The 19168-nt window shown below is 63.7% G+C and carries 15 protein-coding genes; 12 read left to right on the forward strand and 3 right to left on the reverse strand.

Annotation, left to right across the window (positions count from 1 at the left end; all coding sequences use genetic code 11):
• Positions 1 to 204: 204 nt before the first annotated feature.
• From RRF64_RS11410 to RRF64_RS11450, 9 genes are all read left to right on the forward strand, one after another.
• Positions 205 to 1836, forward strand: coding sequence for a TldD/PmbA family protein (locus RRF64_RS11410; protein ID WP_323846008.1), 1632 nt, complete (start codon positions 205 to 207; stop codon positions 1834 to 1836).
• 88 nt (positions 1837 to 1924) lie between these two features.
• A complete protein-coding gene (locus tag RRF64_RS11415; protein ID WP_323846009.1) occupies positions 1925 to 3262 on the forward strand; it encodes a TldD/PmbA family protein in 1338 nt (445 codons plus the stop codon).
• A 27-nt stretch (positions 3263 to 3289) separates the two neighbouring features.
• Positions 3290 to 4921 carry a TldD/PmbA family protein gene (locus RRF64_RS11420; protein WP_323846010.1) on the forward strand — a complete coding sequence of 544 codons (1632 nt, stop codon included), beginning with the start codon at positions 3290 to 3292 and terminating at the stop codon, positions 4919 to 4921.
• A gap of 124 nt (positions 4922 to 5045) precedes the next feature.
• Complete coding sequence (locus RRF64_RS11425; RefSeq protein ID WP_323846011.1) at positions 5046 to 5759, forward strand: DUF4159 domain-containing protein; 714 nt, start codon at positions 5046 to 5048, stop codon at positions 5757 to 5759.
• 6 nt (positions 5760 to 5765) lie between these two features.
• Positions 5766 to 6785 (forward strand): AAA family ATPase, encoded by a 1020-nt coding sequence (locus RRF64_RS11430; RefSeq protein WP_323846012.1) that lies wholly within the window; start codon positions 5766 to 5768, stop codon positions 6783 to 6785.
• 168 nt (positions 6786 to 6953) lie between these two features.
• Positions 6954 to 7850, forward strand: a complete 897-nt coding sequence (locus RRF64_RS11435; RefSeq protein WP_323846013.1) for a DUF58 domain-containing protein — start codon at positions 6954 to 6956, stop codon at positions 7848 to 7850.
• 1 nt (position 7851) lies between these two features.
• Positions 7852 to 9057 (forward strand): BatA domain-containing protein, encoded by a 1206-nt coding sequence (locus RRF64_RS11440; RefSeq protein WP_323846014.1) that lies wholly within the window; start codon positions 7852 to 7854, stop codon positions 9055 to 9057.
• Complete coding sequence (locus RRF64_RS11445) at positions 9050 to 11284, forward strand: hypothetical protein (RefSeq protein ID WP_323846015.1); 2235 nt, start codon at positions 9050 to 9052, stop codon at positions 11282 to 11284. Before RRF64_RS11440 ends, RRF64_RS11445 begins: the two co-directional genes overlap by 8 nt.
• The gene (locus tag RRF64_RS11450) at positions 11281 to 12975 is read left to right on the forward strand and encodes a hypothetical protein (RefSeq protein WP_323846016.1); all 1695 of its coding nucleotides are present in this window, start codon (positions 11281 to 11283) and stop codon (positions 12973 to 12975) included. The genes RRF64_RS11445 and RRF64_RS11450 overlap by 4 nt, the downstream gene beginning before the upstream one ends.
• An 8-nt stretch (positions 12976 to 12983) precedes the next feature.
• On the opposite strand, the gene RRF64_RS11455 is transcribed toward RRF64_RS11450, so the two are convergent.
• On the reverse strand, positions 12984 to 13526 hold the full coding sequence (locus RRF64_RS11455; RefSeq protein WP_323846017.1) for a lipocalin family protein: 543 nt from the start codon (positions 13524 to 13526) through the stop codon (positions 12984 to 12986).
• 364 nt (positions 13527 to 13890) lie between these two features.
• A complete protein-coding gene (locus RRF64_RS11460; RefSeq protein WP_323846018.1) occupies positions 13891 to 14667 on the reverse strand; it encodes a ferredoxin--NADP reductase in 777 nt (258 codons plus the stop codon).
• A gap of 124 nt (positions 14668 to 14791) precedes the next feature.
• Between RRF64_RS11460 and RRF64_RS11465 the strand changes: the two genes are divergently transcribed.
• Complete coding sequence (locus RRF64_RS11465; protein ID WP_323846019.1) at positions 14792 to 15679, forward strand: LysR family transcriptional regulator; 888 nt, start codon at positions 14792 to 14794, stop codon at positions 15677 to 15679.
• Positions 15680 to 15752: 73 nt separating this feature from the next.
• On the opposite strand, the gene RRF64_RS11470 is transcribed toward RRF64_RS11465, so the two are convergent.
• The gene (locus RRF64_RS11470; protein WP_323846020.1) at positions 15753 to 17225 is read right to left on the reverse strand and encodes a RimK family protein; all 1473 of its coding nucleotides are present in this window, start codon (positions 17223 to 17225) and stop codon (positions 15753 to 15755) included.
• A gap of 147 nt (positions 17226 to 17372) precedes the next feature.
• Here RRF64_RS11470 and RRF64_RS11475 point away from each other — a divergent pair, with 147 nt between their 5' ends.
• The gene (locus RRF64_RS11475; protein ID WP_323846021.1) at positions 17373 to 18491 is read left to right on the forward strand and encodes a GNAT family N-acetyltransferase/peptidase C39 family protein; all 1119 of its coding nucleotides are present in this window, start codon (positions 17373 to 17375) and stop codon (positions 18489 to 18491) included.
• A gap of 153 nt (positions 18492 to 18644) precedes the next feature.
• Entirely contained in the window at positions 18645 to 19142 is a 498-nt protein-coding gene (locus RRF64_RS11480; RefSeq protein WP_323846022.1) for a hypothetical protein, read from the forward strand.
• The last annotated feature ends 26 nt before the right edge of the window (positions 19143 to 19168 follow it).

The following is a 19168-nucleotide window of genomic DNA, read 5'->3' on the forward strand; positions in this document are numbered from 1 at the left end:
TGGACAAGGCTGGGCGAATGCGGACCGGCGCCTTCAGTTCACCCCCCAACCCCTTCGACTCAACGTCCCGCAACTTTACACTGGCCCGGATTTCACATAATTGTGGACACTTGCTCGCCCACGATTCGGGCGGCAGCGATAACGATAAGAATCGACCCCGGCGCCACCCATGCGGCCCGACTGCCGGGACAGCCTGGAGTTGCCATGCAGAGAAGAAACTTCCTAAAACTCGCCGGTGTCGGCGCCGGCGGCATTCTGCTGCCCGTCTACGGCGTGCCGGTTTCCGCGGCACAGCTGGCCAGTGGCGGCATGGACGTGCGGCAGAAGAAGGCCCTCGCCGACGTCGTGCTGAACACCGCGCGCAAGGCCGGCGCCAGCTACACCGATGTGCGTATCGGCCGCTACCTGAACCAGTTCGTGATCACCCGCGAAACCAACGTCGAGAATATCGTCAACACCGAGTCCTTCGGTGCCGGTATCCGCGTGATCGCCAATGGCACCTGGGGCTTCGCCGCCACCAATGACCTTACGCCGGACGGCGTCGCCAAGGCCGCGCGTCAGGCGGTAGCGGTGGCCAGGGCCAATGCCAGGTACCAGACCGAGCCGGTACAGCTGGCACCGGTCAAGGGTGTCGGCGAGGTTTCCTGGCAGACGCCGATCGAGAAGAACGCCTTCGAGGTGCCGGTCAGCGACAAGGTCGACTACCTGATGGAAGTGAACAACGGCGCGCTCAAGGCCGGTGCCAGCTTTATCAACTCGTCGCTGTACCTGGTCAACGAGCAGAAGTACTTCGCCTCCAGCGACGGCTCCTATATCGACCAGGATATCCACCGCCTGTGGGCGCCGATGGAGGTGACCGCGGTCGACAAGAAGACCGGCGTGTTCAAGACACGCAACGGCCTCAGCGACCCGGTCGGCCGCGGCTACGAATACCTGGACGGCCGCGCCGAGGACAAGATCCACGGCCAGACCACCCTGTACAAGAACTCCTACGATATGGCCGAAGACGCGGTGCTCGCCACCGAGCAGGCCAAGGCCAAGCTGTCTGCCAGGTCCATCGAGCCGGGCAAGTACGACCTGGTGCTGGAACCGTCGCACCTGATGCTGACCATTCACGAATCCGTCGGCCACCCGCTGGAGCTGGACCGGGTACTCGGCTACGAGGCCAACTACGCCGGCACCTCCTTTGCGACGCTGGACAAGTGGCGCAGCGGTAAATTCCGCTACGGCAGCGACAAGGTCAACCTGTTCGCGGACAAGGTGCAGCCGGGCTCACTGGGCGCGGTCGGCTACGACGACGAGGGTGTGAAAACCAAGCGCTGGGATCTGGTGAAGGACGGCATACTGGTGAACTACCAGGCCACCCGCGACCAGGTGCATATGATCGACCAGAAGGAATCCCACGGCTGCTGTTACGCCGACAGCTGGTCCAGCGTGCAGTTCCAGCGCATGCCGAACGTGTCGCTGGCGCCGGGCGAGGAAAAATACTCGGCCAAGGACATGATCCGCGACGTGGAGAAAGGCATCTACATTCTCGGCCGCGGCTCCTACTCCATCGACCAGCAGCGCTACAACTTCCAGTTCGGCGGCCAGCTGTTCTACGAGATCAGGGACGGCGAGATCGTCGGCCAGGTGGAGGACGTCGCCTACCAGTCGAACACCCAGGAGTTCTGGAATTCCTGCAGCGCCGTCTGCGACAGCAGCGACTACCGCCTCGGTGGTACCTTCTTCGATGGCAAGGGCCAGCCGAGCCAGGTGAGCGCCGTATCCCACGGCTGTTCCACCACCCGGTTCGACAAGGTCAACGTGATTAACACCAAGCGGAAGATTTCCTGAGGAAGACTCTTATCGTCGTCATTCCGGCGCAGGCTGGAATGACGAATTTGAAAAGCAGCGAACAACAATAAATTTTTGGAGCTAGAAAATGGCAATTTTATCCAGAAGTGAAGCGAAGCAAATTCTCGACAAGGTGCTGAAATACAGCAAGGCGGAAGCGGCCAGCGCCCAGCTCACCGGCGCCGAGACCGGCAATATCCGCTATGCGCGCAACAGCGTTTCCACCAGCGGTATCGTCAACGATATCGAGCTGGCGGTGGAGGCGCGCTTCGGCAAGAAGTCCGGTATCGCCACCATCAACGAGTTCAGCGATGCGTCGCTGGAAAAAGTGATGCGCCGCGCCGAGGAGCTGGCCAAGCTGTCGCCGGACAACCCGGAGGCCATGCCGCTGCTGGGCGAGCAGAAATACATGAGCGTCGACGGCTTCGCCAAGTCCACCGCCGATATCACTCCGGACCAGCGCGCCAAGTCCGCGGCCGATTCCATCCTGGCGGCCAAGGAGAAGAAGGTGATCGCGGCCGGTTACCTCGAGGACGCGCGCTCTTTCGCCGCGGTGGCGAATACCAACGGCCTGTTCGGCTACCACGCCTCCACCTCCGCCAACTTCACCGTGACCATGCGCACCGAGAACGGCCTGGGTTCCGGCTGGGCACAGAGCGACGTGTCCGATTTTGCCGCGATGAATACCGGCAGCGTTTCCGGTGTCGCCATCGACAAGGCGGTCATGTCCCAGGAGGCGCGCGCGCTGGAGCCGGGCAAATACACCGTGATCCTGGAGCCGAGTGCGGTATCCGGGCTGGTCGGCTTCATGATGTGGAACTACGACGCGCGCAGCGCCGACGAGGGCCGCAGCTTTATGAGCAAGAAAGGCGGCGGCAACCGCATCGGCGAGAAGATGTTCGACAAGCGCGTGCACATCTATTCCGACCCGGCCGACCTGAACGTGCCGGCGCAGCCCTGGGCCGACGACGACCATATGGCGCTGGAGCGTGTCGACTGGATCAGGGACGGCGTGGTGCAGAACCTGCCGCGCAGCCGCTACTGGGCCAGCCAGTCCAAGGACAAGGCCAAGGCCATTCCGCAGCCCAACAACCTGATTATGGTTGGCGGCGACAAGTCCACCGAGGAGCTGATCAAGAACACCCGCCGCGGCGTGCTGGTGACCCGCACCTGGTATATCCGCATGGTGGATCCGCAGTCGCTGCTGCTGACCGGCCTGACCCGCGACGGCACCTTCTATATCGAGAACGGCAAGATCAAATATCCGATCAAGAATTTCCGCTTCAACGAGAGCCCGGTGATCATGCTGAACAACATCGAGGACATGGGCCGCGCCGAGCGCGTCGGCATGTGGGGTTTCTCCGCGATGATCCCCGCACTGAAAGTGCGCGACTTCACCTTCAGCAGCCTTTCCGACGCCGTGTAACGGCCGCAGCGAAACGAGGATTCAATAATGGATAGAAGAAAATTTCTCCAGCTGAGCGGCGCCGGCCTGGGCTTTTCCATGCTGCCGCTGTCCGGCATTGCGGTGGCGGAAAGCAGGCTGACCCAGAGCGGTATGGACGTCGCGGTCAAGAAAGAACTGGCGGATGCGGCGCTGAACACGGCGACCAAGCTGGGCGCCAGCTACGCCGACGTGCGCATCGGCCGCTACCTGAACCAGTATGTGGTCACCCGCGAGATGAAGGTGCAGAACGTGGTCAACACCGAGTCCATCGGCATGGGTGTGCGCGTGATCGCCAACGGTACCTGGGGCTTCGCCGCGACCAATGATATGACCAGCGACGGCATCGCCCGCGCGACTGCGCAGGCGGTGGCCACCGCCAAGGCCAACTCCAAGCACCAGAAGGAGCCGGTGCAGCTGGCGCCGGTGAAGGGCCACGGCGAGGTGAGCTGGAAGACGCCGATCCAGAAAAACGCCATGCAGATTCCGCTGGCGGAAAAAGTCGACCTGCTGATGGAAGTGAACAAGGCCGCGCTGGATGCCGGGGCCAGCTTTATCAACTCCATGCTGTACCTGGTCAACGAGCAGAAGTATTTCGCTTCCACCGACGGCTCCTATATCGATCAGGACGTGCACCGGCTGTGGGCGCCGTTCAATGTCACCGCGGTAGACAAGAAGGACGGCGGTTTCCGCAACCGCGAGGGTCTGAGCACGCCGGTGGGCCGCGGCTTCGAATACCTGGACGGCCGCGCCGAGGACAAGATCCAGTCGCAGACAGTGCTCTACCGCGACTCCTACGACATGGTCGAGGACGCCCGCCTGGCCGCGCAGCAGGCGCAGGAAAAGCTCACGGCCAAGTCCGTGACGCCCGGCAAGTACGACCTGGTACTGGACCCGAGCCACCTGTGGCTCACGATCCACGAGTCCGTCGGCCACCCGCTGGAACTGGATCGCGTGCTCGGCTACGAGGCCAACTTTGCCGGCACTTCCTTCGCCACCGTCGACAAGTGGCGCAGCGGCAAATTCCAGTACGGCAGCGACAAGGTCAACCTGTTCGCCGACAAGGTGCAGCCGGGTTCCCTGGGCGCGGTCGGCTACGACGACGAGGGCGTGAAGACCGGCAACTGGGATCTGGTGAAGGACGGCGTGCTGGTGAACTACCAGGCGATCCGCGATCAGGTACACATGCTCGACCAGAAGGAATCCCACGGCTGCTGTTACGCCGACAGCTGGTCCAGCGTGCAGTTCCAGCGCATGGCCAACGTGTCGCTGCTGCCGGGCAAGGAGGAGCTGAGCGTCGACGAGATGATCAAGGATGTGGAAAAAGGCATCTACATCATCGGCGACGGTTCCTTCTCCATCGACCAGCAGCGCTACAACTTCCAGTTCGGCGGCCAGCTGTTCTACGAGATCAAGGAAGGCAAGATCGTCGGCATGCTCGAGGATGTCGCCTACCAGTCGAACACGCAGGAGTTCTGGAATTCCTGTTCGGCGGTCTGCGACAAGGGCGACTACCGCCTGGGTGGCTCCTTCTTCGACGGCAAGGGCCAGCCGCAGCAGATCAGCGCCGTGTCCCACGGCAGCTCGACTGCGCGCTTCGACGGGGTGAACGTCATCAACACCAAGCGCAAGTTGGGCTAATCGAAAAACTCGTCATCCCGGCGCAGGCCGGGATCCAGTGGCTTCGGTCCTGGATGCCGGCCTGCGCCGGCATGACGATTGCAATGTTTTGCCGTTCCACCATAGAAGTTTCAGAGCTGTAACCGTGTCCCTCACCCGCAAACAATTTCTCCATCGCCTGTTGCTGGGCAGCTGCGCCGCGGCACTGCCGGTGGGCCTGCGCGCGCAGAGTGCGGGGCGGGAGCACTACGATTTCTACTTCACCCGCCTGATGTACGAGTCCGGCGACTGGGATGTGGACCAGCGCATGCCGTCCAATCTGCTGAATTCGCTGGTGGAGTACACCAATCTGAAGGTCGATCCGGCCGAGCGCATAGTGCCGCTGGCGGATCCGGAAATGCTGCTGGCACCCTTCTGCTATCTGGCCGGGCACAAGCTGGTGGAGTTCACCGAAGCGGAGGCGCGCAATTTTCGCGACTACGTCAACCGCGGCGGCTTCGTGTTTGTCGACGACTGCAACCACGATATCGACGGCCTCTTCGCCAAGTCGTTCGAGGCGCAGATGGTGGAACTGTTCGGCGAGGACTGCCTGCAGAAGCTGCCGGACGACCACGACTTGTACCACTGTTTTTTCCAGTTCGACGAACTGCCGGTGACCAGCTTCGAGCTGAACGGCTGGGGCGACGACCTGGTGCACGACTACCTGAAGGCCATCGTCGTCGACGGCCGTATCGCCGTGCTCTACAGCAACAAGGATTTCGGTTGTGAGTGGGATTACGACTACCGCAACAAGCGCTGGCTCGCCATCGACAACACAAAATTCGCCGTGAACATTGTTATCTACGCACTGACAAGCTGAATCGCCATGCAGACAACGACCCCCGATACCATCGTTAAGACCACAGAAGATTCCATAGAGCAGCACCTGAGCGGGCTGGCAACACTGCGACAGGAAATCGGCAAGGTCATCGTCGGCCAGCAGGCCGTGGTGGACCAGATGCTGATCTGCCTGCTGGCCCGCGGCCACGCGCTGCTCGAGGGCGTGCCCGGTCTCGGCAAGACGCTGCTGGTCAAGACGCTCGCGGACTGCACCGAGCTGGCCTTCAAGCGCGTGCAGTTCACGCCGGACCTGATGCCGGGCGATATTCTCGGCAGTGAGATCCTCGAAGAGGATCATTCCACCGGCAAACGCTTTTTCAAATTCCAGCGCGGCCCGATCTTCACCAACGTGCTGCTGGCGGACGAGATCAACCGCACCCCGCCGAAGACCCAGTCGGCGCTGCTGGAATCCATGCAGGAGTATTCGGTGACCGTCGGCGGCGAAACCATGGCGCTGCCGGAGCCCTACTTCGTGCTGGCGACGCAGAACCCGATCGAGCAGGCCGGCACCTACCCGCTGCCGGAGGCGCAGCTGGACCGCTTCCTGCTGAATATCCATATCGACTATCCGAGCGAACAGGAAGAGATCGACATACTGCGCGCGACCACCGGCGGCAGCACGGCAAAGCCGCGCCCCTGCCTCGATGCCGCCGGACTGCTGGCAATGCAGCGACTGGTGCGCGAAATCCATATCAGCGACGACCTCTACCGCTATGTGGCCAGCCTGGTGCGCGCCACCCGCAGCGGCGAGGGTGGCGATTCGCAGTTACAGCAGTGGATCAAATGGGGCGCCGGTCCGCGCGCCGGCCAAGCGCTGATACTGGCGGCCAAGGCACGCGCGTTTCTGCAGCAGCGGCTGTCGGTGACCCGCGCGGATATTCAGGCGCTGCTGCTGCCGGTATTGCGCCACCGCATTCTGCTCAGTTTCCACGCCCAGGCGGACGGCGTCACGGTTCCGCAGGTACTGGAAAAATTGCTCGCCGCGGTACCGGAGCCGGGTCAGTAATGAGCGGCACTTACCTGAGAAGCCCGTTGCAAACTTGCCGGAATCTGTACTGTGGGAGCCTGCCCTGCAGGCGATTGCGGCCGCGCTGTCGGCAGCATCTTTTCGCCAGCAGGGCTGGCTCCCACAAGGTGAGTGCCCTTAACCTGGGGCTGTTCGGATAAGAACGAAATGCAACTAGTTGATGCGCAAACCTTGGCCAGCACCCGCGATCTCGTCTGGCTGTCGCGCCATATCGCCGCGGGCATGTTGCTGGGCATGCAGCACAGCCAGCGCCGCGGTGCCGGCATCGAGTTCCAGCAGTACCGCAGCTACGAGCCCGGCGATTCCATCCGCCATATCGACTGGAAGCTGTTCGCGCGCTCGGACCGCTACTATGTGCGCGAGGCGGAACAGGAGAGCCAGATGCACGTGTGCATCGTGCTCGATGCCAGCGCATCCATGGCGCAGCCGAGTTTCACCTATCCGCAGTTGACCAAACTGCAGTACGCCAAATGCTGGATCGCGAGCCTGTGCTGGCTGCTGCACAACCAGGGCGACCGCTTTTCCCTGCTGGCGCTGAGCGACAGCGGCACACACTACCTGCCGCAGGGCCAGGGCGAGGCACACCACCGGCGTTTGGCACTGGAACTGGAGCGACTCGCGGCGATTGGCCACTGGCCGGGCGCAGCGCGACTGAAAAGCGTCTGGCAGTATTTCGAGCAGCCCTGCCAGGTGGTGCTGGTCAGCGATTTCTTCGAGCGCCACGACCAGGGCGAGATCAGCGCTTTCGCCGCGCGCCTGCACGCGGCCGGGCGGCCCTGCCTGCCGCTGCAGCTGCTGGTGGAGGCCGAGGAGACATTCCCGTTTGACGGCGAGCTGAAGATCCGCAATCCGGAAGCCACCGGCATGCTCGAGGTCGGCGCGCGCCAGCAGCGCGCCGATTACTTGCGCGCCTTTGCCGCGGCGCAGAGGCAACTTACCGCGCGCTTCGCCGGACAGGAGTGCCCGCTGACCAGCGTCGCGATAGAGCAGCCGCTCGAGCAGTCCCTGCGGCGCTTTATCGACACCCATGCGAGGCTTGGCTGACATGCAGTGGTTGTCGGCTTCCCTGCAATCGCCGCTGTGGCTGTGGCTGCTCGGCGCTCTCGCCATCCCGCTGCTGATTCATCTGCTGCGACGCAGCAACCCGCGGGAAATCACTTTTGCCGCGGCCCATTGGTTGCAGCAGAAGCCGCAGCAGAACTGGCAGCGCCTGTTCCTGCGCGACAAATGGCTGCTGTTGCTGCGCCTGTTGTTGATTGCCCTGCTGGCGCTGCTGCTGGCGCAGCCGCTGCTGTTCCGTGCTGCGCAGCCGGATAGCGGTATCCTGCTGGTCGACCCGCGTATCGAGCGCGCGGAGTTGCACGAATTTATCGAAACCAGTTTCTCCGGCGACGACACTGCCTTCACGGACATAAGCTGGTTGCAGGCCCGCCCGGCGCCGATCGACGAACAGCGGCCGGCGGCACCGGACCTGTGGCGCACACTGTCCGGCCTCGCCGGCCAGACCGCATTCCGTCGCGCGCATATTCTGCTGCGCGATGGCGTCAATCCGACGGGCCACGGCCCGCTCAAAGTCAGTCCGCACTGGCAGTGGCATGCGCTGCAGCATTCTGCCGGCAGCGAAGAGGTCATCACTCCGCGTATCGCGCTCGTCGGCGACGGACCCGCGTGGCTCGAGCCGGCGCTGCGGCATTTGCGCAGCACTGCGCTGCCACAGTTGGCACTGCGGCGGCTGGCCACGGCCGATTCCGCGAGCGCGGAGACGGTGGACTGGCTGATCTACGATAGGCCGGGCGCCCTGCCAGAGACGCTGCAGGGTTTTGTCCGCGACGGCGGGCTCTTGATCACCGATGAACGGGTGCAGCCAGATCCCGCGCTGACCTTTGCAGCGCTCGATACTGCGCAGGGCGAAACGCTGGAGGCGGCGGCCCTCGGCCGCGGCAGCTGGTTGCGCTACCGGCGCGACTGGCACAGCGAGGCGTTTTTTCGTCGCGCCGACCTGCCGCAGCGCCTGTGGCAGCAGTGGTACGCGCAGGACTGGGCACTGCAGTCCCGAAGCCGCGCCAACTGGTCCATCGAGGCACCACCCGGCGTTGCCGTGCCGGACAGTGCGGTGCGGCCGGTGGAGCGTGCAACCTTCGAGCGACCGCTGCTGATGGCGCTGCTGTTGCTGCTCGCACTGGAGCGGCTGCTGGCGCTCGGCGGCGCGTTGCACTTCGGCGCACAGCGCAGAGGTGGCCGCCGTGACTGATCGAGCGCAACAGACACTGCGACTGGCGCAGAACCAGTGGCGCCGCGCCAGCCTGTGGCCCTACGCCTGGCTGGCCGCGCTGATCGCCGTTGCGGTCGCCGCCGGCAGCGTTTATTGGCACTGGCCGAGCTGGCTGGGGATCGCCTGTGCGGCGGCCATTTCCGCGGCGCTGTTGCTGGACCGCAACTGGCGTCTGTCCTCCGCCGAACTTTGTCGCCGGCTGGATGGGCGCTACCCGCGACTGCAGGACAGCAGCCAGCTGTTGCGCGCTGCGCCGGAGGCGCTCGCACCCCTGGCGCAGCTGCAGCGGCAGCGCGTCGCCACTGCGCTAGAGGAGATTTTGCAGCGTGGTGCATTGAAAGGATTCCAGCCGGCCTGGCACCGCAGCCAGCTGGCGCATGCCGCCGGTGCCTGCCTCGGCCTGTTGCTGTTTGTCGCTGTCGACAGCCTGCCGCAACGGCAAACCGCGGCGACGCCACCGCTGGCGCGCGAGCTGGCCGCGGTCGAGTCGCTTGCGATCGTCGAGGCCGTTACCGAGATCCAACCGCCCGCCTACACCGGCCTGCCACAGCAGCGGCAGTCGCTGCAGATAAGCGCCGTGGAAGGCGCCCGCATTACCTGGAAGATCGAACTCGACGGCGCCGCGGACGGGCTGACGATGCTGGCGGCGGAGCAGGAATTTGTTTTTGAGCCGGCAGAGACACGGCCGAGCCGCCACTGGCAACTGACGCGCATCGTCGCCGCAGCGGACTTCTATCAGCTGGCGCTGCACAGCGGCGGCGGGCAAAAGCTGTTGCCGGAGATTCACAATATCGAGATCCGGCCGGACCGCGCACCGGAATTTGCCTTCGATTACCCGCGGGACAATGTGACCGTCGCCAGCAGCGACGTGGACAATTCAGCGGCGCTGCTGCAGGTCAGCGTCGAGGTGGCGGACGATTTCGAGGTCACCGAGACAGAGCTGTTGATCACACTCGCCAGCGGCAGCGGTGAGAATGTCCGCTTCCGCAACGATACCGTGCGGCTGGAACCGAGCGAGAGTACCGGCAGCAGTAAGCGCTACCGTTTCAGCGTGCCGGTGGCGCGCTACGATATCGAACCGGGCGACGAGCTCTACTGGTACCTGCAGGCACGCGACAATCGCGCACCGCAGGCCAATGTGGCGAAAAGCCAGCATTTCATCGTGCGCTGGCCGCAGGAGGAAATCTTCGGTCTCAGCGATGCGGAGGGCATGGCCATCAAGGTGTTGCCGGAATACTTCCGCAGCCAGCGACAGCTGATCATCGATACCGAAGCGCTGCTCGCTGAGCAGGAGCAATTGGGTGCGCAGGAGTTCCGCAAGCGCGCCGAATCCCTGGCCTATGAACAGAACCTGCTGCGCATGCGCTACGGCCGCTTCCTCGGCGAGGAGGACTCGGCGCTGGAGCACGCGGGCGATGCACACGGCGAAGCGGCGGCGGGCGAACACGGCGAGGACCACAAGCGGCAACACGCCGAGGAGCACACGGCAGAACATGACGGCGGGCACGACGCGGCACAGGGCACGGCGCCAGTACAGTTCGGCGACGCCACCGGCGTCGTCGCCGCGGCGGGCCACCAGCACGACAGCTCGGAACACGCGACGCTGTTCGACCCGCAGACCAAGGAGCTGCTGCGCAGCGCACTGAACGCCATGTGGAGCTCCTGGCGCGAGCTGTCGGTCATAGAGCCGCGCGCGTCCCTGCCCTATCAGCATACGGCGCTGCGCTATATCAAGGAGGTGCAGCAGGCCTCGCGTATCTACCTGCAGCGCGTCGGCTTCGAACCGCCGCCTTTGGATGAAACGCGCCGCCTCAGTGGCGAGCTCGAGGAAGTGGCGCCGCCGGGGGTAACTGCCGCAGTCAGTCTTGGCGAGCGCGAAGAGATTCTCACGCTGCTGCAGCGGGTGCGCAGCGGCGAGGCACTGAGCGAGGACATCGCCGCGGACCTGCAGCAACTGCCGTCGGTACGGGCGCAGATGCAGGCGCAGCCGCAGCTGCCGTTGGAGCTGTCGAAAGCACTGCGCCTGTACCGGCAACAGGCCGCCTGTCGCGACTGCCGCCAGCAGCTCGCGGCCCTGCTGTATCAGCTGCTGCCGGAACCCCGCGCAAAGCCGTCGCTGCCGCGCCTGCGCAGCGCGGCGGGCGAGTTCGACACCTGGCTGCGGGCGCAGCGGGATGGCGGCGCTGACGCGGAGGTGCGCCGATGATTCAGTGGATCACCCTGCTTGGTGCTGTCGCGCTGTCGGTATCGCTGCTGCTGGTCATGCGGGTGCGCGCTGGCACGCCGCAGCGGATCGGCGCGGCCCTGACGCAGGTACTGATATGGGCGACAGCCTGGATGCTGTTGCAGCCGCCCGCGCTGCTGCCGCCGCGCCAGGGCGCGACCCTGGACAGCGGCGGCGCGATCAAACTGGAACCGGAGCTGGCACTGGCGGAAATCGCCAACCTGCAGACACTGAAGGTGCGCGGTGACGGTCTGCGCCGCGATGCGCTGCGCGACCTGCCCCCGGTGCGGCTGGAGAATGCGGAGCCCAGCCCGGCGGCCGCCTGGCGCGCCGACTGGCCGCGCGAACTGATGCTGGGTGAGCCGCTGCGCCTGCAGATCTCCGGCGGCAAGGCCACAGACAGCAGCACCAGTTTCACGCTGGAAGATCCCTATGGAGCCGCGGTGGACAGCGCGACCATCGCGGCTGGCGAGAACATAGAAGCGGCGCTGCGCGCCCTGCCCAAACTCGGCGGTCCGCAGCTTTACCAGCTGCGCATCGAAACGGATGCGAACGACAGGACCGAAGTACGCCGCGAGCCGGTGCCGATAGTGGTACACGGCACCGAGCAGCCGGCGGTGCTGCTGTGGCTGGCACAGCCGTCGTTCGAGACGGCGGCCCTGTCCCGCTGGCTGCGGCAGTCCGGTGTGCCCGCACAGGTCATCACCCAGCTGGCACCGTCAGTGGTGCGGCGCGAAACCTTCAACGGACTGGAGGACAAGACCGGGCAACCGCTGAATGCCAGTGGTCCTTTCGACCTGTTGGTGCTCGACAGCCGACTGTGGCCACAATTGACCGCGGCACAGCGCCGCGCGCTGGCGACCCACGCCACGCAGAAGTCGCTGCTGTGGCTGGTCGGCGACGACAGTCCGCGCGAGTTTCTCGACTATGCGCGCGCGCAGCAGATGCCACTGCAAGCCGCCGAGATACTCACCAGCGCCAGCCCGCTCAGTACCGATGACGCGCTGCCGCCGCTGCGCCTGCGCGGTTATCAGCCGCAGCACGCTCGGGCGGGCGATCTGCAATTGAACGGCGACAGCGGCACGCTTTACTGGGGACGCAGCAATGGGGAAGGCGCGCTGGGTTTCGTATTGTTCGCGGATAGTCACCGCTGGCCCACCGCCGGCTTTGCGATGGAGTATGCGCGGCTGTGGAAATCCGTGTTCGATCGCCAACTCGCGCGGCGGGGCAGCCGCGCAGCGGTTTCCCTGTCGACGGAACTGCCGCTGGCCGGGCGGCGGCTCACGCTGTGCAGCGATGCCTTTGCCGGTGGCGCACCGCGCCTGGCGCGAGCAGATACTGAGGCCGGCCTCGCGGCCACAGCGCTCGCGGGAATGGCCGCGGCCAAAAGTGACAGCGGTTCCTGTTATGCCTACTGGCCCGAGCATGCGGGCTGGTATCAGGGCGGTGACGAGGCCAATCCGTTTTCGCTGTACGTATTCGCCACCGACGCCTGGCCGGAATGGCACCGGGCCCTGTCGCGCGCACAGACACGGCAGATGGCCACGGCGCGCCTCGGCCCCGCAACTCAGGCACAGGCCCCGCAACGGCCACTGCCACTGCAGTGGCCGGCGCTGGCGCTGCTGTTGCTGCTGAGTTTCACCTGGTGGCGTGAGCGCAGGTCGCTGCGCTGACCGTTGCGCTACCGATTTGCGTCTGCCGCTTCGTTCTGCGCCACAAGAATCAGCTCGTCGGTTGGATAACCGAGCTCGGCGGCGCGCTGAACCAATCTGTTCAGCGTGCTGCGGGGCAAGCTGGGCGTGCGGGACAGTATCCACAAATAGGATTTGTTGTGGCCTGTGACCAGCGCATACTGATAGGCCTCATCCAGCTCGACAATCACATATGAAGCGTAAAATGGGCCGAAGAAGGAAACCTTCAGGTGCCCGCTGCTTTCACTGCCGGCAAACACAGCCCGACCCTCGGCCTGCTTCCATCGCGCCTCCTCCGGCGAAAATCCCCGATTGACGACGCGCACCGAACCGTCCGGGTTCAGGCTGTATTCCGCCGTGACCCGGGACAGGCCGCGCTCGAAGGAGTGATCGAGCCGGGCTATCTCGTACCACTTGCCGAGATAGCGGTTCAGCTGGAAATTCTGTACAGGCTCGACATTCTCCGGCGTGCCGGTGCAGCCGCCCAGACACAGCAGAAGTGCGCACAGCATGAATCGACAAAGTTTTTGCACCGATACACTCCCGCTAATGCCAGTCGTCAATGTCGCTCCGGGTTGCTCATTGAGCTTGTACGCCCAGTCTAGAGAATAGGATCAGTGCGGCAGCTTTCCAGCCATAAAAAAACCACCCGGATGGGTGGTTTAAAAAACAGGTTGAAAACGACTCGTCACCTGTCACTTCACTGGCATGGGGATCGCAGCCGGCCGGGCGACAAAACACCGGGGTCGACACTCCGAAAACACTTAACTTCCCGGTCACTCCCTGCGCCCAATCCATAGCGCCGAGTTCTCGAAGTACCGACTCCGGTGGTCTGTCTCCCGCGTCCGGCGGGCGGGCAAAGCGCGGCCGAAGACGATACCGCGCACTGTGAAAGGGTTATTTCTCTACAAAGGCCCGCTCGATGACGTACTCGTGCGGGACGCCGGCGCGGGTTTCGCGGAAGCCCCAGTCGTCGAGGATCTTGGTCAGGTCCTTCAGCATCGCCGGGCTGCCGCACAGCATAAAGCGATCCTCTTCCACATTCGGCCTGGGCAGGCCCAGATCCTGGAAGATCTTGCCGGACAGCATCAGCTCGGTCAGGCGGCCGTTGTTGCGGTAGGGCTCGCGGGTCACCGTCGGGTAGTAGAGCAATTGCTCGCGCACCATCTCGCCGAAATATTCGTGGTTCGGCAGTTCGTTTTCGATGTAGTCCTGATAGGCCAGCTCGGACACATGGCGCACGCCGTGGGTCAGTATCACCTGGTCGAAGCGCTCGTACACATCCGGATCCTTGATGATGCTCATGAACGGCGCCAGGCCGGTGCCGGTGGACAGCAGCCACAGGCGCTTGCCGGGCAACAGGTGGTCGGCCACCAGCGTGCCGGTGGGCTTGCGGCTGACATAGATCTCGTCACCGGGTTTGATCTTCTGCAGCTGCGAGGTCAGCGGGCCGTCCGGCACCTTGATGCTGAAGAATTCCAGCTCGTCTTCGTAGTTGGCGCTGGCAATGGAGTAGGCGCGCAGCAGCGGGCGGCCATTGTCCTGCTGCAGGCCGATCATCGTAAAATGACCGTTCTCGAAGCGGAAACTCGGGTCGCGACTGGTCTTGAAGCTGAACAGTGTGTCGTTCCAGTGATGGACTTCCAGCACTCTCTCTATATTCAAATTAGACATAAGCTTAGAACTACTTATTCCTGAATTCTCTTAATAATTGAATTCTAGCCCTGGAACACCTATTGGCAAAATGGGATATTTCGATATTCGTTATCGATTCTGCCAATGAATACCGGGGCCCATTATGCGCTATTCGCTGCGCCAGCTGGAGGTATTCCTCGCCTGCGCCCACTACGAGAATGTGAGCCGCGCGGCGGAGAGCCTGAACATGTCCCAGTCCGCGGCCTCCACCGCGCTGAAGGAGTTCGAGCAGCAGTTCGAGCTGCGCCTGTTCGAACGCACCGGCAAGCGCCTGCGCCTCAATGAACTGGGCCGCCAGCTGTGGCCGCGCGCGGAGGAGCTGCTGGAGCGGGCGCGGGAGCTGGAACAGACGCTGGCCGCCCACCGCGATCTGGGGCGACTGAAGATCGGCGCCACCCTGACCATCGGCAACTATCTCGCCGCCGGCATCATGGCCCGCTATATGGAGGAGCAGCCGGGCACGCGGGTGCAGCTGGAAGTCGGCAATACCGCCGCCATCGCCGAGCGGGTACTGAATTTCGAACTGGACCTGGGCCTGATCGAGGGCGAGCTCAACCATCCCGATCTGGAGATGATCCCCTGGCGCGACGACGAGCTGGTGGTCTTCTGTGCGCCGCAGCATCCACTGGCGGGGCGCAGGCGCCTGTCCGACAGGGACCTCACCGCCGCCACCTGGATCACCCGCGAGTCCGGTTCCGGCACCCGCCAGACCTTCGAGCGCGCCATGGCCGGCCTCTGGCCACAACTGCAGATACTGCTGGAGCTGCAGCACACCGAGGCGATCAAGCGCGCGGTCGAGGCGGGCCTGGGGATCAGCTGCCTGTCGCGGGTATCGCTGGTGGATGCCTTCAAGCGCGGCTCGCTGGTGGAGCTGCCGGTGCCGCAGCGGGACTTCCGCCGCGATTTCTATTTTGCCCTGCACCGGCAGAAATACCGCAGCGCCGGTATCGAGCGCTGGCTGGAACTGTGCCGGCAGACTTCACAGACATAAAAAAACCACCCGCTTGCGGGTGGTTTTTTTCGTTGGAACGTTTCAGTAATCGAATTACCGCACGCGCAGCGGCTCAGCTGTCGTGGCCGGTGCGGCGCGCATCCAGCCGGCGCGCAAACTCTTCCAGTATCTGCCGGTAGAGTTCGCGACCCAGGTACTTGTCCTCGACGCCGCTCTCGATGGACGGGTTGTCGTTCACTTCGATCACGTAGCCTTTGCCGGTGGACTCCTTCACATCCACGCCGTATAAGCCGTTGCCGATCGGCTTGGTCGCCTTGAGCGCGGCCTGCAGTACGGCCTTCGGCACTTCAAACGTCGGCAGGGTGGAGAAACCGCCGCTGATGTTTTTCTTGTTGTTGTGGTCGTAGATCTGCCAGTGGTTTTTCGCCATGTAATAGCGGCAGGCGTAGAGCGGCTTGTTGTTCAGCACACCGATACGCCAGTCGAATTCGGTGTACAGGTATTCCTGTGCGAGCAGCAGGCTCGACTCGGTAAACAGCTCCTCCACCTTGTCGCGCAGTTCCTCCTCGGTCTGCACTTTCACCACGCCCCGGGAGAAGGAGCCGTCCGGGATTTTTACCACCATCGGCAGGCCGAGATCCGCCAGCGCCTTCTGCAGGCTGTCCTCGTCGCCGCGGCGCAGAATACTGGTCTTCGGCGCCGGCACCTTGTGGGTTGCGAACAGGTCGGCCAGGTAGATCTTGTTGGTGCAGCGCATGATGCTGGTCGGGTCATCCAGCACCACCAGCCCCTCCGCCTCGGCCTTTTTCGCAAAGCGGTAGGTGTGGTGGTCGATGGCGGTGGTCTCGCGAATGAACAGCGCATCGAATTCCGGCAGGCGCATATAGTCCGCCGGGGTGATCATCTCCACCGAGAAGCCCAGCTCGCGGCCGGCACTGGCAAACTTCTTCAGCGCGCTCTGGTCCGACGGCGGCAGCTTCTCCTCCGGGTTGACCAGAATCGCCAGGTCGTAGCGGGTGTTGGCACTCTTCTTGAACGGCCGCCACACCTGGTTGCTGAAACTGTCCAGCGCGTCGGCAAAGCGCGTCTCCTCCTCCTCACTCAGGTCGCGGTGCGAGCAGATACGCAGGTCGACGATCTCCCAGGACTTCTCGCAGGCCAGGTGGATCTCCAGCACCGGACAGGGGAAGCGATCGAACAGCAGGCGCGCCAGTGGCTGCAGGGCCGGCTCGGCGCACTGGCCGAAATAGGACTTCACCAGCAGATGGGTGCCCGGCTCCTGCGGTTTCTGCAGTTTGTTCAGCGCCGGCACCAGCGGCGCCAGCTGCAGTTTGTACAGCTGCGGCACCGACAGGTCGTTGAGCGTGCGCACACTGGGCAGCACATGGTGGCTGCGGGCCTCCGCCAGCAGCGAGCAGTAGTAGCCCTCCGAGCGGTAGTCGTAGTCGCCACAGAGGTTGATGATCCGCACCCGCTGCTGGCGGGCCGGGAGCTGCAGATAGTCGGCAAAGGTGATCACGCGCTCACTGGGGTAGTAGGGCGCCCAGTCACTCGGCTGGTCGATCACAATTAGCACCTGGGACATGTATAAAAGGCGCCTCGAATTGGGTAGGACAACAGCGCGAACAATAGAAGAAATTTTGTCCAACTCCTATCTTTTTTTGCGCCTTTTGCTAATGTAGCCAGGCCGCAATTTCGCGGTGTCCTGAGCCGCCGGCAGGCGGGCCCGAGCATGTCTTCCCAGTCCTTCCCCACCTTTACCATTCGACCCGCCGTGCCCGCGGACGTGCCGGCGCTGCACGCGCTGGAACAGGCGTGTTTCGAGGGGGACCGCCTCAGCCGGCGCCGCCTGCGCCACTGGGTCGGCGCGGAGAACCGCGTCTTCCTGGTGGCGGAGCGCGGCGAGCAGCTGCTCGGCTATGTGCTGGTGCTGCTGCGCCGCGGCACCCGCCTGGCGCGGCTCTATTCGCTGGCGGTGGGCCCGGCCGGGCGCGGCCAGGGGATCGGCAAGGCACTGCTGGTCACGGCCGAGGAGGCCAGCAGCCACAGCGGCCGGCTGTTTATGCGCCTGGAGGTGGCCGAGGACAACCATTCGGCCATCTCGCTCTACCAGCAGCTGGGTTACCGCACCTTCGGCAGCTATCCGAACTACTACGAGGACGAGGGCGACGCACTGCGCATGCAGAAGCGCATCCGCTATCGCCCGGAGAACCTGCACAGCCTGGACGTGCCCTGGTACGGCCAGACGACCGATTTCACCTGCGGCCCGGCCGCGGCGATGATGGCGATGGCGGCGCTGCGACCGGACTACCAGCCCTCGGTCAGCGACGAGCTGGCCCTGTGGCGCGAAGCCACCACCATCTTCATGGCCGCGGGCACCGGCGGCTGCCACCCGATCGGCTTGGCGCTGGCGATACGCGCGCGCGGCTTCGACTGCGAGGTGTACCTGAACCAGACATCGCCGCTGTTCGCCAACGGTGTGCGCGCGGCGAAGAAGAAGACGGTGATCCAGCAGGTGGATGCGGACTTCCGCGCTGCCGCCAAACAAGAGGGAATCCCGATCGTCGAACAGGAGTTCACCCAGGCGCAGCTGGAGCAGTGGCTGGAGGAAGGCGCGCTGGCGCTGCTGCTGATCAGCACCTATCGGCTGGACGGCAAGAAGGTGCCCCACTGGGTGACGCTGACCGGCATCGACGAGGAGTGCCTCTACGTGCACGATCCGGACGAAGACGACGAGCAGAATCCGCTCGACAGCGAATACCTGCCGATAGCGCGGGAGGATTTTGCCAGGATGTCGCTGTTCGGGCGGGAGCGGCTGCGCACCGCGGTAGTGGTGCGCAGCCGACCCTGACAGCCGCGGTCCGGCTCCCAAGGCCGATTAGGTCCCCTCTGTCATTTCTGGTAACTTTGCTCGCATATTTGAGAGGGAGCAGCTTGCCCGGCTCTCAGTCGTCACAGACCAAATGAACAAATAACAATCAATTTTTTTGGGGGAGGGGAATTGATGAAGACAAGGAAAGCCGCGGTTTTCCTGCTCGGGGCTATGTTGAGTGCCTCGACGCTGGCACAGGACAATGCCGCAATTACCATCAACCAGAAAGCGGAATACTACGATACCAAGGTAATTGCGCCGAATATCGTTAGAGAGTGCACCAACCTGGGGTACAAGCTTTCCGATTCGACAAAAACATTCCTGGAGAAACACGGCTTTGCCGCCGCACTGCAGCCCGAGCTGAATCTGCAAACCGAAGGTTTCAATCTCAAGCTTAGTATTCTCAACGCCTCCAGCGCGGGCGGCGTCTGGATCGGTCACCGCAAGTCAGTAACCATCGAGGCCGAGCTCTATAAAGATGGCGAGCTGATAGATACTTTCCAGGGTGCCAGAAATTCCGGCGGTGGTTTTGGCGGCAACCTTAAGGGATCATGCCAGGTATTGGAACGCTGTGTGCATACGCTTGGAAATGACGTCGCCAAGTGGATCAAGCGCAAGCATCAGGGATAGACTCGCTCCGAATATCCTATCGACTC

The organism is Microbulbifer magnicolonia, from assembly GCF_035117725.1.
In the GTDB taxonomy this organism is placed as follows: domain Bacteria; phylum Pseudomonadota; class Gammaproteobacteria; order Pseudomonadales; family Cellvibrionaceae; genus Microbulbifer; species Microbulbifer magnicolonia.